The sequence below is a fragment of the Nocardioides hankookensis genome, from assembly GCF_042658885.1.
GTDB classification, from domain to species: domain Bacteria; phylum Actinomycetota; class Actinomycetes; order Propionibacteriales; family Nocardioidaceae; genus Nocardioides; species Nocardioides hankookensis.
In genome coordinates this window covers 509,105-521,588 of record NZ_JBHSRJ010000005.1, presented here as the reverse complement: position 1 = coordinate 521,588, position 12,484 = coordinate 509,105, and the positions used below count along the sequence as shown (strand labels likewise).

10 protein-coding genes and 1 pseudogene are annotated in these 12,484 nt (G+C 68.3%); 6 read left to right on the top strand and 5 right to left on the bottom strand.

The annotated features are described in order from the left end of the window. Positions 1-57: 57 nt before the first annotated feature. Entirely contained in the window at positions 58-801 is a 744-nt protein-coding gene (locus ACFPYL_RS17060) for an alpha/beta hydrolase family protein (RefSeq protein ID WP_379156812.1), read from the bottom strand. A gap of 561 nt (positions 802-1,362) precedes the next feature. Beyond that, on the bottom strand, positions 1,363-2,016 hold the full coding sequence (locus tag ACFPYL_RS17055) for a hypothetical protein (RefSeq protein WP_379156809.1): 654 nt from the start codon (positions 2,014-2,016) through the stop codon (positions 1,363-1,365). A 363-nt stretch (positions 2,017-2,379) separates the two neighbouring features. Between ACFPYL_RS17055 and ACFPYL_RS17050 the strand changes: the two genes are divergently transcribed. Further along, positions 2,380-2,778, top strand: a complete 399-nt coding sequence (locus tag ACFPYL_RS17050) for an HNH endonuclease (protein ID WP_379156806.1) — start codon at positions 2,380-2,382, stop codon at positions 2,776-2,778. 53 nt (positions 2,779-2,831) lie between these two features. Here the strand turns inward: ACFPYL_RS17050 and ACFPYL_RS17045 are convergent, their stop codons facing one another. Continuing rightward, positions 2,832-3,497 carry a hypothetical protein gene (locus tag ACFPYL_RS17045; protein WP_379156803.1) on the bottom strand — a complete coding sequence of 222 codons (666 nt, stop codon included), beginning with the start codon at positions 3,495-3,497 and terminating at the stop codon, positions 2,832-2,834. Beyond that, complete coding sequence (locus ACFPYL_RS17040) at positions 3,494-4,036, bottom strand: SigE family RNA polymerase sigma factor (RefSeq protein ID WP_379156800.1); 543 nt, start codon at positions 4,034-4,036, stop codon at positions 3,494-3,496. The genes ACFPYL_RS17045 and ACFPYL_RS17040 overlap by 4 nt, the downstream gene beginning before the upstream one ends. Before the next feature lie 309 nt (positions 4,037-4,345). On the opposite strand from ACFPYL_RS17040, the pseudogene ACFPYL_RS17035 reads away from it, so the two are divergent. The 3 genes and pseudogenes from ACFPYL_RS17035 to ACFPYL_RS17025 all read left to right on the top strand — a co-directional run. Beyond that, positions 4,346-5,563 (top strand): annotated as a pseudogene (locus ACFPYL_RS17035) (DUF3488 domain-containing protein); the annotation flags it as partial. Further along, positions 5,564-6,790, top strand: a complete 1,227-nt coding sequence (locus ACFPYL_RS17030) for a transglutaminase-like domain-containing protein (protein WP_379156879.1) — start codon at positions 5,564-5,566, stop codon at positions 6,788-6,790. A gap of 130 nt (positions 6,791-6,920) precedes the next feature. Beyond that, positions 6,921-7,640, top strand: coding sequence for a hypothetical protein (locus ACFPYL_RS17025; RefSeq protein ID WP_379156797.1), 720 nt, complete (start codon positions 6,921-6,923; stop codon positions 7,638-7,640). Positions 7,641-7,694: 54 nt separating this feature from the next. Here ACFPYL_RS17025 and ACFPYL_RS17020 read toward each other — a convergent pair whose 3' ends face one another. Beyond that, the gene (locus ACFPYL_RS17020; RefSeq protein WP_379156794.1) at positions 7,695-9,182 is read right to left on the bottom strand and encodes an MFS transporter; all 1,488 of its coding nucleotides are present in this window, start codon (positions 9,180-9,182) and stop codon (positions 7,695-7,697) included. A 104-nt stretch (positions 9,183-9,286) separates the two neighbouring features. On the opposite strand from ACFPYL_RS17020, the gene ACFPYL_RS17015 reads away from it, so the two are divergent. Together ACFPYL_RS17015 and ACFPYL_RS17010 are read left to right on the top strand one after the other, a co-directional pair. Next, complete coding sequence (locus ACFPYL_RS17015; RefSeq protein ID WP_379156791.1) at positions 9,287-10,045, top strand: TetR/AcrR family transcriptional regulator; 759 nt, start codon at positions 9,287-9,289, stop codon at positions 10,043-10,045. Between the two features lie 215 nt (positions 10,046-10,260). After that, positions 10,261-10,764 carry a GNAT family N-acetyltransferase gene (locus tag ACFPYL_RS17010; RefSeq protein ID WP_379156788.1) on the top strand — a complete coding sequence of 168 codons (504 nt, stop codon included), beginning with the start codon at positions 10,261-10,263 and terminating at the stop codon, positions 10,762-10,764. The last annotated feature ends 1,720 nt before the right edge of the window (positions 10,765-12,484 follow it).

The window sequence follows — 12,484 nt, the reverse complement described above, 5'->3', positions numbered from 1 at the left end:
CGCCGACGCTGACTGCTGCCCGATGGGCGCGGTACCGGTCACGGCGTCCGTCTCTCGTCAGGCAATGCCCAGCGCATCCCGAAGCAGCGCGAGACGATCCGCGACGGCAGCATCACCGAGCTCGTGGTCATAGGGGTAGGAGCGTGCGGTGGACTCGGGCGCGGCACACGAATACAGATCGGACGCGTACCTCGGAACGTAGTCGTCGTCCTCGGCCCACTGCAGCACCAGTCGCGAGCCGAGATGTGCCGCACCAAGCAACGGGTCAAACCGCTCGAATTCCTCTTGATAGCTGCTGTCCACGACAGCGGGAGCAGGCCAGTACTTAAGGAACCAGTGCGGCCAGCTCGAGTCGGGCGCAGCAGCTATCACGAGTCGCACGTCGTCGTCACGTAACGCCAGTGCGTACATCGCCCCGTAGTCGTGGCCGACAATCGCAATACGATCCGGCGAGACAGCCGGCTGCGCGCGCAGGTAGGCAAGAGCGGTGCGGATGCGCTCGAGCTCCGCCGTTACCGCCACCACATCCTCGAGCGTGCCTTGTGGCCGGCGGCTCCAAGGAAACGTCCCCTGCGGGAGGACCGAGATCACGCCTCGACCAGCCAGAGCGACTGCCTCCGCCAGGAACTGTGAACAGTCGTTACGGTTGTGCCCGAGCCAGTGCAGCCACAGCACCGCTGGCGCCGGCGCGTCATCGGCCAAGGTGATGGGGCGCACCACGAGTGCTTTGTTGCCCCCGGCGAGCACGGCGGCCGTCACGGTCGTTGACTGCGACTCGAACCAGTCCTCGATGGCATTCATCGGCTGCCCGCCACGTCCGAACGGGTCACGAGCTCGCGGGTCATAGAGCGACAGCGATAAAGATCCCGGCCCGGCCGCAGTAGCGCCAGTCCGAGCACAGCTGAGCCACGGCGTCGCAGGACGAGGCGCCCGAGAGGGGATGGACGGGGCTCACGCCACCGGCGGACTCGGACTGCGCCATGATCTGCCACAACGGTCTCCTCGCTTCCAGCGGACCCGCAGTTGCTGTCGAGATGAGTTGGATATGGTCGCGCTCGGCGCTGCCGAGCTGGCCCACGCGGCCAGGTGGTCCATGGGACTCAGCGATGGACCCGCTCCGGGCGACCGCGCATAGCGAGGTCGAACACCCCAGGCCGCATCACGCGAGTGGGACAACGTGACGGCTCTCCGAGGCGGTTGACGGAGCGACGCTTCTCCCAGCCGTGGTGGGAACGCGTCGGGAGCACAGCGGGGCAGCCCGACGTTGTTCTCGGAGCGTGCTCCTCACCAGCAGCCGGCACCAAGGTCCTGTCGGTCTTCCAGCTGTCAGGTGCGCGGTGGGGCGACGAGTGCCGACGCGCTTCACCCCAAGAGGATCCAACACGAACGCTCACTTGCCTTCGGCGTCGGACTTGGATCAATGTCCTCAGAGGCGGCCCAGGCCAGGTCGCGCGCCGTGTTCTCGACCGTGCGTGTGGTGGCGGCAATGAAGGCACGTTGGGTTGTCGCACGCGCGTACTTGGTCGCTCCACGGATGGCCATCTTGGTGGCCTTCTTGGTGGACCTCGCGGAGGCGGTGTAGGTGCCCTTTGCAGTCTTGGTGCCCTTCCACGTAATCGGCTTGGTCACCGTCTGCGGGTTGGACACGCCGCCGGGACAGGCATCGGCGCTGCCGTAGCCGGTGCCCGTGCCGGTGGCGGTCACGGCGAGCTTGACGCGAACCGTGACGACTTCGGCCCCGACGTAGTGCTCAACGCTGAGACGCTTGGCGGAGACGGTCTTGGCCTTGGTGACCATGATCTTCACGTCCTTGGCAAGACCACTGCTGTTGGTTGTGCAGGAAGAGGCTTCGACAACCGGACCGAGCGCAGAAGCAGCCTCTGCGGGAGACACGACCAAAACAGACGCGGCAAGCGCCGCACCGAGCAGACCGGTGAGAACTGTCGGCGCAACCGCGGTCACGCGTGCGCGGCCCGTCGGGGGACTGTCCTGACAAATGGTTGAGCTGGGGATCACGTCGTGTCTCCTGGTGTGCTGCGCCGAACCGCCCGGCGACCTGTTGGGACGTTGTAGCAATGTGCCCCGATGGCCCGATGGGAGCTCGATGGGACTCGCGTCTCCTTCAGCAGTGTCTGGCCGAGGAGAGTGCGAACCATCTGTTCGCCACGACGCGGCGATCGGTTCGCTCAAGTGTCGCCCTGCCGCGCACTGCCATCGGCGCCCCCTAGCGTGCGCCCTCACTCCCGCCCACGCATCTGGTGGGTTCCCTGAGGGTGTGTCGAGCCTGAGCCGTGACTAGACGGAACCGACGGGTGGAGACCACATGGAGGCCAGCACGACCCGCTACATCGCGTGCTCGAGTGGTAAGGGCCCACGCGCATGAGGCCCGCTCAGAACGACGTCGTCTGGTCCCGCGGCCAGGCCGTCCGCAAGGCCGCGTACGACGCCTACAAGCGCTCTCCGCAATGGTTCGCGCGCCGGCAGCGTTGGGCCGAAGAGTGGCGGCGCCGTGCCAATGCATTGTGGGACGGCGCTGCTCCGCAGTGCGCCGTCTGTGGAAGGCTCTGGACACTGCGCGATGCCGACCTGCACCACGTCACCTACGACCGACTCGGAGCCGAGAGGTTCGACGACCTGGTGCCGCTGTGCCGACCACACCACGAGGCACTGCACCACATCTACGACTCTGTCCCCGTCTGGCGAACTCTCGGCCGTTCGAAGGCAACCTTCGGGATCATCGCAGCCCTCAAGGGAAGCCTGGAACGATCCGGCGTCTGACCGTCGCACCAGCTAGGCCGATCCGCGCGCGATCATGAGGCGCCCGAGAAGAGTCACGGTGTCTCGATCGTCCCAGTGTCATCGCCGGAACCTTCTAGCGAGCTGGTGAAGGCGTCGAGTATCACCTCGACGCCGCGGTCCACCCCGTCGATCTTCACCGCACTGCAGCTGCGCATGGTGCTGCCGAGGACGTACGTCCTGTCGTCGGTCGTCGTGACTTGCAACGCCCACGGATCCGGAATCACGCTCACGCTCATGCAATCTGCGGGCAGCACGTATGCGGGGAGCCCGGTTACCACGCCGGCGAACGACGCAGCAACACTGCCGAGAAGCGGTGAGGTCGGTAGGGGTTCGGGGCTGCGTCCGGCGTCCAACGAAGACCCAGACCATGTCGCCGGGCAGCTTCGCACCGCGACCACCCCGCCGAGAGCGGGCACCTCAGGCAGCGTCGTGACGTCGATCGCGCGAGCCGGGCACGACGGAGCCACGGGCGAAACCGTGTCGTGGGCGACCTCTGAAGCATCGTCGCCGCGTGACAGCGGCACGACGACAAAAACGGCGAGCAAGAGCGCAACCAGCCCTGCCAGCAGAGCGCGACTGCGGTTTTGTGTTGCGCGTCCGGTTCGAACGACGGCGTCGGTGCGAGCGCCAGGGTCGAGATGCGGACGCTCGGGAGCGGCGCGCTCCAGGAGGTCGCGAAGCTGGTCGTGTTCGTTCATGCGATGTCTCCGGTCTCAGTGGCGAACAAGGGAGATGTGCGTAGCGTGGCGAGAGCCCGAGAGGTCTGACTCTTCACCGTGCCGATACGAACGCCGAGCGCATCGGCCGTCTGTTGCTCGGTCAAGTCGTCGAAGTAGCGCAGCACCACGACCGCGCGCTGACCACGCGGCAACCGGGCCAGCGCGGCGAGGACGTCGCGCCGCACGTCGACACCCGCGGTCTCGCCTCGGCCCATGGCAGCATTGTCCGGGAGGCTCGCCGTCGGCACCTCGCCGTTCCAACGGCGACGCCACCAGTCGGTGTACGTCGTCGTGAGGGCTGCGCGCACATAGGACTCTCTCGCGTCTCGCCGGCTGATCGTGTCCCAGCGCCGCCATGCCTTCACGAGAGCGATCTGCAGCAGGTCCTCAGCCTTGTGAACGTCACCCGTGAGCAGATACGCGCTCCGCCACAACGCAGCCGACCGCGCCGCGACAAACTCCTCGAAGTCCGTCGTACGTTGCCAACGACCGTCGGTGGCGCGCGTCTCCTCGGTCACGGCTCGAGCTTCATTCATGAGGCCACCCCTTTCAGTCGTCAGGACGAGGTAATGTGCCGCGATGGTTGTCACCCGACGAGGACTGTGTTGAACACGGAGCCGGAACGATGGCTCATCCATTTGACAATCGATCAACGGCCTTGGTCAGCGACGCACTGCCCTGGAAGCGCGCACGAGAGATAAAGGGTTCCTGAACGTCGTGGTGAACCTCCGGGAGACCTCAGACGGTGCAGGGTCGGCACTCGGCAGAACGCAGCGTGATATCTCGAGCGAGGTTCGGCTTTAGAATGGGACTCAAGCCGCACTCCCGTGAGACTCCCGGGCGTCTGCCTGAGGGTTGATGGCGTGAACCGCTCGCGGGGCCACCTCGGCGCCAACCTCCTCTTCGCCGCCGTGGCGGCCGGCACGACCTGGCTCGCCATGTCGGCCTGGCGCGACCTGACCGTCACGCCCGGCAGCTTCCTCAACCCGCTGCTCCTGCTCGCGGTCGTCGTGGCCGGCACCGGGACCGCGGCCCGGTGGTGGCGGTGGCCGGCCCCGGTCGTGCTCCTCTTCCAGCTCGCGGTCACCGGGATCCTCACCAGCCTGCTGCTCACCGGCTCCCCCGTGCCGGTCGGCGGCGCCTTCACCGAGCTCACCGATGCGTTCCGCGACGCCGTCGCGAGCTCGCAGGACTTCGCGGCGCCGGTGCCGACCGAGGCACCGCCTGTCGACCCGCTCCTGATCGTCGGCGGCCTGGCGTGCCTGCTGCTGGTCGACCTGCTGGCCTGCACGCTGCACCGCGCCTCGTTGGCCGGCCTGCCGCTGCTGGCGGTCTTCACCGTCCCGGTCGGCATGGTCGGCGACAGCGTCAGCTGGTGGGTCTTCGCCGGTACGGCGGCCGGCTACCTGGCGCTCCTCTTCCTCCAGGAGGGCGACCAGGTGTCGCGCTGGGGCCGCCCGCTCGGGCTCGACCAGGAGACCGGCGACCCGATCGCCTGGTCGGCCGGCGCCAACACCGTGCGCGGCACCGCAGGCCTGGTCGGCGGCGCCGCGACGGCGCTCGCCGTCCTGGTGCCCGTGCTCATCCCGGCGACCGGCCTGCACCTCTTCGACTTCGGGCCCGGCCAGGGCGGGGGCGACGACATCCGCGTCGAGAACCCGACCGCCGACCTGGTCCGCGACCTCAAGTAGGGCGACGACATCCCGCTGGTCCAGGTGACCACGAACGACCCCGACCCGTCGTACCTCCGGATCCTGACGCTGACCCGCTTCAGCGACTCCGAGTGGAGCCCCGGCAACCGCGACGTGCCGGCCGAGCACCTCGCCGACGGGCTGATGCCGCCGCCGGCGGGCGTGTCCGCGGACGTGGGCCGCAAGGAGTACCCGTGGGACGTCTCGGTGCTCCCGGCCTTCGACTCGCGGTGGCTGCCGACGCTGCCTCCGGTGAGCCGGGTCGTCGCGGACGGCAACTGGCGCTACGACGACAAGACGATGGACTTCATCGCCGGTGACGACGACCTGAGCACCGCGGCCCTCGACTACTCGATGACCGCCGTGCACCTCGACATCAGCTCGGATCGGCTCGCCGACGCCGGCTCGCCGACCGGCAAGGTCAGCGACATCTTCACCGACCTCCCCGACGACCTGCCGCCGATCGTGCACGACCTCGCCGTGCAGGTCACCGACGGCGCGGAGACGCCGTACGAGAAGGCCGTGGCGCTGCAGAACTGGTTCCGCGAGGACGGCGGCTTCACCTACTCGCTGGCCCAGGGCCCGGACGGCAACGGCAGCGACGCGCTCGTCGAGTTCCTCTCCGACGGCCCCGGCGGCCGCGTGGGCTACTGCGAGCAGTTCGCGTCGGCGATGGCGGTCATGGCCCGCCAGCTCGGGATCCCGGCACGGGTCGCGATCGGCTTCCTGCACCCCGACCCCGACGGTCCCAACCAGTGGGTCTACTCCAGCAAGGACATGCACGCCTGGCCCGAGCTCTACTTCGACGGCGCCGGGTGGGTGCGGTTCGAGCCGACCCCGGCCGGTCGCGCCGACGAGGTGCCGAGCTACACCGAGCCGGGCTCGGACCCGCAGGACGAGCCCACCGACGAGCCGTCCGCCTCGCAGAGCTCCTCCGCGCCGACCCAGCCGAACCGGCCGCGCGACACCGAGTCCGCGGCCGCCGCCGCGGACGACCAGAGCAGCGGCGGCTCGTCGGTGCCGTGGATCCCCACGCTGGGCGGCCTGGCGGTGCTGCTGCTCGTCGCCGGTGGCCTGCTGCTGCCCCGGACGCTGCGTGCACGGCGCCGTGAGCGCCGGCTCGCGTCCGGGCTCGCCGAGCCGGTCTGGGCGGAGCTGCGCGACACGGCCGTCGACCTCGGCCTCCCCTGGCCGCGCGACCGGTCGCCGCGCGCGACCCGGGCCGTGCTCGTCGAGTACTTCGGCGCCCCCGTCGGACCGGACACCGTCGAACGCCCGGCGCACGGCCCCGCGATCGCTCCCGAGGCCGTCGGCGCGATCGACCGACTCGTGCACACGGTCGAGCTGGACCGCTACTCGCGCTCGGGGGCGAGCCTCGACCCGGTGCGCCTGCGCGCCGACGGGGAGACCTGCGTGGCCGCGCTCTTCGGCGGGGCGGCGCGCTCGGCCCGGCGCCGGGCCACCTGGTGGCCCCCTAGCCTCACGTCGGCTGGACGTGCACCGCAGTACAGACTGCCATCGTCTATCAGAGTGCCTGGATCATCGCCGGAGAAATCCGACCGCCTGCAGCGGGTCCCATGATTCGCACACCTTTCCCTTTGTCGCCAGTCCCGCGCCCTGTCGGACACGCGAGCGCGGCACCGAGGCGCTGGATGGGTTCGCCCGCCCTGACTCCCATCGTGTTCCCACCGCGTCGAGCGAGCCTCACTGGATGACTACATCCGCTCAGGACCAGACGGGCCGCCCGGAGCACACATCGAGCCGAGGTCGCCTGCCACGATCCACGGCTGCACTCGTCGCGGTTGTCGCCCTGTCGGTCGCGTTCGCGGGCAGCGGTGGAGCGGTGGCCGGGTCTCTGATCACGAGCAAGCAGATCAAGGACAACACGATCACGTCGGCCGACGTCAAGAACAAGACCATCACGAGCAATGACCTCGCCAACTCGGCCCTTCCGCGCCCTGGCGCCACGGGTCCAGCAGGTCCAGCTGGTGCACCCGGACCTGCCGGGCCGGCTGGGCCTGTCACCGGGGACGTGCCATCCGGCGTCACGCTCCGCGGCTCGTTCTACCTCACCGCTCCCCAAGGCAGTCCTGCCGGCGTCGCCAGTGCAGCTGACATCTCGCCCGGCCTGCGGAATGCCAACGGTCTGCCTGTCACGGTCGTCACTCAGGAAGGAGTGAAACCCCCGCAGTGCGGGGGCAGCATCTGGAATCCGACGGCCGCCCCTGGTCACATCTGTGTGTTCATCGCGCTCTCATTGGGTTATGACCAAGACTCCCTAGAGGTCTACCGGCAGGGCGACCCGCAGAATCCCGCCAGTAACTCCGCGACTACCGGCCGGATCGGGCCGGCTGGGGGCGTCATCCTGGCAGCCACCGCTGGCACCGACTTGCACTTCCTGCGAGGCGTCTGGGCAGCCACCGCACCGTAGCCGGAGTAGTTCGACGAGCGCATGGCGCCGTCACGCCCTTTCCGAAGACTCCCGTCAGAAGGTCGGGCGCCGCAGCAGCGCGGTGGCCGACGCCAACAGGACACACGTTCCCACCAGTGCGGCGAGGTGAAGGCCGTGCACATAGGCCACTCGCGCTGCCTCGATGACCGTCTCGGACGCTGCGGCCGGCAGGTGAGCGGCCACACCGGCCGCACCCGAGAGCGATTCGGAGGCAGGTCCTCCGGCGTACGGCGGCGGCAGCGCGATGGACGCCTTGTAGCCCGCGGCACCGATGGTGCCAAGGATCGCGATCCCGAGCGCACCACCGAGCTCGCTCGCAGCCTCCGAGAGGGCAGATCCAGCGCCCGCCTGCATTGGGTCGAGGGCGCCGAGGACGAGCTCGCCGAAGAGAGACAACGCGGTGACGAGTCCCGCGGCGAGCACGCCCGCGCCAACCAGGGTGAGCAGGAGGCTGTCGGTGCCGACGGCAAGCAGCACTATGAAGCCGGCGGCACCCCCCACCAGTCCAGCTGCCGCGACCCTGATGCGTCCGAACCGCTGCCCGAGCGCCGCCGCGAACGGTGCGGCACACGCGACTCCGACGGTCGGGACCAAGCTCCACAGCGCGGCGTCGAGCGGACTGTAGCCCAGCACCAGCTGCAGGTAGCCCGTCATGAAGACCGCATTGCCGATCAGTGCGAACGAACACACGGTGTTGCCGGCCAGCGCTGTCCGGTACGCCCGGTTGCGCAATAGCGCCGGATCGATCATCGGGCGCGGGTGCCGCAGCTGACGACGAACGAACGCCACTGCGAGGCCTAGGCCGACACCGATGCACAAGATCCAACGGATGTCGGTCCCATGCAGCGCCCAGGCCTTGATGCCGTAGACCGTCGCCAGCACAGCGACCAGTGACAGCGCCGCGCTCACGAGGTCGAGACCTTCACCGGGGCGCGTCGTGCCGCGAGGGAGCAGGACAGGCCCGACCGCCAAGAGGAGCAACATCGCGGGGATATTGACCAAGAAAACCGAACCCCACCAGAAGTGGGCGAGCAGGATGCCGCTGAGGACCGGCCCGAGTCCGACGCCCGCGGTGATCACTCCGGTCCAGACCCCGATGGCCTTTCCACGCTGCCGTTCGTCGAGGAAGAGCGTTCGGATGGTCGACAGGGTCGCAGGCATCAGGGTGGCACCAGCGACCCCGAGGAGCGCACGAGCCGCAATCAATTGGGCTGCGCTCTCGGCGTACGCCGCCGCGAGGGACGTCGCGGAGAATGCGACGGCCCCGATCAGAAGGAGCCGACGCGGCCCGATCCGATCGGCGACGCCTCCCATGGTGATCAACAGGCTGGCCAGCACGAAGCCGTAGACGTCGAAAATCCACAGCTGCTGTGTCGGACTCGCGTCAAGGTCCTTACTGATCTCGGGGGCGGCGAAGTAGAGGATCGACACATCCATCGAGACAAGGAGTAGCGGCAGGGCGAGGACGCTCAGCGCAACCCACTCCCGTCGGCCGGCACGAGGCGCACTGAGCTCCAACATCGGGGGCCGTCTCACTTTCTGTATATGGCATAAATGATTTATGTAATACGCAGATTAAGCATCTACGATGCAACCTGTAAAGAGTTGTCCCCGAGGAGGTCTCGATGCGCGTCGAACGGGAGCAGTCAGGAGGCCACGCCGCTGTCCTGTCTCGAGCGATGCGGGAGCTGTGGGGCCAGCGTGATGGTGTGCGGCGCGGCCCGAAACCGGCGATGTCCGTGCGCGCGATCGCAACGGCCGCCGCCGACCTCGCCGACACCGACGGCCTGGACGCCGTCACGATGGCTGCATTGGCGAGGCGGATGGGATTCACGACGATGTCCCTCTACAGGTACGTCGACTCGCGGCAGGACCTGCTCGAGGTGATGGTCGATGAGGCACTCGGTGAGCCGCCTGAGCTCGACCGGACGGAGGGATGGCGCTCACAGGTGGCGGCGTGGGCCCGGGCGGAGGGAGGCCGCTTCCTGGCCCACCCATGGGCGCTCTCGATCCGACTCGATTCGCCGCCGGTCGGTCCCTACTCCGTCGGCTGGATGGAGGCCGGCTTCATCGCACTACAGGCCACGGGGTTGGGTCCCCAGCAAGTGGCATCCTCGTTGCTGGCCGTCGATGGCTACGTTCGCAGCAGCGTGCAGGTTTCCCTTCAATACCTGAGCGGACCCGCGGCCGACAGCTGGGCGGACCAGTTGCGCGCCGTGCTCACGGACGGAGCCATGCCCGCCGTACGGGCCGTCTTGGACTCAGGAGCGCTGGAGGACGGCGACGCGGGCGACGACGAATTCACCTTTGGGCTGAATCTCCTCCTCGACGGCATCGAGCGGAGGGCCGAACAGACCCGCCGGGCCGTGGCGAGAACACGTTGAAGCTGTTCCCCACTACCGAAGCTGTTCGAGACTGACCTGTCTCGAGCTTTGGCGCTGGATCACCGGGCAAGCGAGCCCAGGCCGCGATACCGAGCCGTTCCCGGGGGAATCCCATCGATTCACGATCGCCGCAACCGAAGGTTGCCCTCTCCCGCGAAGTCCGACGATCCGGGCAATTGCCTCCCCGCCTGGGAGTCTCGAGAACAGGACCCACTTTGAACGACCTCACCTGGCTTCCGGTTGGTTGGCGTCACCCGCTCCGGGCAAAGTTGCCGACCGGGCACCACCTGCGTCCGATCCATCCGGACGACACTTCACTCGACATGCCCGCCGTGATGGGCTCCCGCGAGCGCCTCTGGTCGATCTACGGGGCCGCCTGGAGCTGGCCGCCAGAGAATATGACCGCCGAGCAGGACCGCGACGACCTGCAGCATCACTGGGACGAAGCGCAGGCAAACGCCTCTTTTAACTATGCCGTGTTCGACGCTGATGAGACCGAATTGATCGGGTGCTGCTACATCGATCCGACCGACAAGGCCGGCGCAGACGCCGATATTTCTTGGTGGGTGCGAGACGAATACGTCGGAACACCGGTGGAGTCCGCACTGAACGCGTTCATACCCTCGTGGATCGAGCGCGACTGGCCGCTCGAGCGCCCGCGCTTCGTCGGTATCGATCTCAGCTGGGCGGAGTGGCTCGCGATCCCGCGCGAGACGTAAACCCGCGAGGCTGGTCGACTTGATCTCGCCTTCGTCCGCGGCAGCCGCGCTTCAAGCTCCGAGAGTAGGTAATCGACACGCGGTCTTGACCGCGAAACCCTTGTCGCCGGCGGGCAACTTATCGAGGGGGCTCGCCACCATCCTTCTACTCTCGGCCATACCAGCTGGCTGATCGTTGACCTTTGACGCCAACCCTGATCGTTGACCTTTGACGCCAACCATAGGTGCGGCGGACCACACCATCTCTCCGCTGGATGCGTCGGTTCGGCACCCCCGGCGAGCGCGAGCGGTAGGCGGCCGCAGGCTCACCCGAGCGCGCGGACGTAGTCAGTCTCTCCCCCGCTGCCTTCTCGCCGGCCGGCTCCTCATCACAGGCTCGCTGCCAGGCAGTGTCGTAGTGGTCGGCCTCGATCGTGACGGTGCGAGACTCCGCGGTGGGGTCGTCCTGCTGACGGTAGGTGGCGAGGAGTTGTACACCACCGATCGTATCGAACGTGTGTTCTAACGATTGGTGGCGTACGACCTGCGATTCGCAGCAGCCTGGCCGGCGAACTCCGCCGCACCGGGGGCTCGCGCTGGAGTGGGATCACGACGTTCGCGGCCGCGCGCTCGGCGGCGGTTGACGTACGTGATCTATCTCGATGACGCGGGGCTGCTGCTGCCGGCTCCGCGTTTGGAGTGGTGGGAGGTCGGCCAGTTGATGCCGGCGCCGGTGGAACCAAACCTGCGACGGCCGGCGTCTGGGCCGCTGGTTGTGCGGCGACCGGGACGAGCTGGTTCCTGAGCTGGTCGGCGTCCTCCGGAAGGGTGAGCTCCCGGTGTGGTCCCGGGGGATCACCGTCGCCGGGGGTGAGGCTTGATGGGGTCGGCCGGGTTTCGCCACCACGGGCTTCGATCGATCGGGTGGGCCTTCTTCTAGGCGACAGATGTGGGCCCACCCACCTCGTGTCTTCACCGCCTGGTACCTGGAGGACTGGGGGGTGTTGAAGGAGGCGGCCGCATGTTGTTCACAGCCGTCTCCGAGGGGAAGGCCTGGTCTGCCCGACAACCCACAGGTGTCGGGAACACCGTCGGATCGGGCCTTCCCTCCCGAACGGGAGATGCTGGTCGACGGGGACTGCCGCCACCCCGGTGAGGCGCGTTCCCGGTGCGTTCCCTGCGGTTCACCGTGACCGGTGGCGATGCTGGGGTCGTCGGCAGGGTTTGGTGTCCCCCGCTCTGCCGGTCGGGTGGGCCCTCCCCCAAGCTTTGGGGCCTACCCGCCCTCACCTTCATCACCCTGGTTTCCGAGAGCTGGGTGATGGTGGTGGAGCTGGAGACGGCGGTGTGTGTCTGGTTCGGTGTTGATCCGTCTCCAGGGGAAGGCCTGGTCCGCCCCGCCCGTTGCGACCGGGCTGGGGAGCCATCGGACCGGGCCTTCTCGCCGCCCACACAACTGCTCGTCGGCCCAGCTGCTCGCCGCCGGCGTGTTCAGCCGCGCTGCACTCTGCCGGCGCCGTGGTGGCCGCCCGCGTGCTCGACGCGGCCCTCGAGAAGGCCGCGCACGCTGGGGGCGTGCGACCATTCGAGTCACACGAGGTCGTCGGCGCAGTCGTCGGGCGCCTGGGACAGCTCGCAGCCCACGTGCCGGGCGCGGGGCGCAACGCCGGTTCGCGGCCGCGGCCGCCGACGTCCTCGCCGAGCGCGTCGACGGCCGACCACGGGACTGGTACGCCGACCA

Excerpts from the sequence above, each read along its gene's own strand:
- ACFPYL_RS17060 (WP_379156812.1), bottom strand. The coding sequence starts at position 801 with ATGAATGCCATCGAGGACTGGTTCGAGTCGCAGTCAACGACCGTGACG.
- ACFPYL_RS17050 (WP_379156806.1), top strand. The coding sequence starts at position 2,380 with ATGAGGCCCGCTCAGAACGACGTCGTCTGGTCCCGCGGCCAGGCCGTC.
- ACFPYL_RS17045 (WP_379156803.1), bottom strand. The coding sequence starts at position 3,497 with ATGAACGAACACGACCAGCTTCGCGACCTCCTGGAGCGCGCCGCTCCC.
- ACFPYL_RS17030 (WP_379156879.1), top strand. The coding sequence starts at position 5,564 with ATGACCGCCGTGCACCTCGACATCAGCTCGGATCGGCTCGCCGACGCC.
- ACFPYL_RS17025 (WP_379156797.1), top strand. The coding sequence starts at position 6,921 with ATGACTACATCCGCTCAGGACCAGACGGGCCGCCCGGAGCACACATCG.
- ACFPYL_RS17020 (WP_379156794.1), bottom strand. The coding sequence starts at position 9,182 with ATGTTGGAGCTCAGTGCGCCTCGTGCCGGCCGACGGGAGTGGGTTGCG.
- ACFPYL_RS17015 (WP_379156791.1), top strand. The coding sequence starts at position 9,287 with ATGCGCGTCGAACGGGAGCAGTCAGGAGGCCACGCCGCTGTCCTGTCT.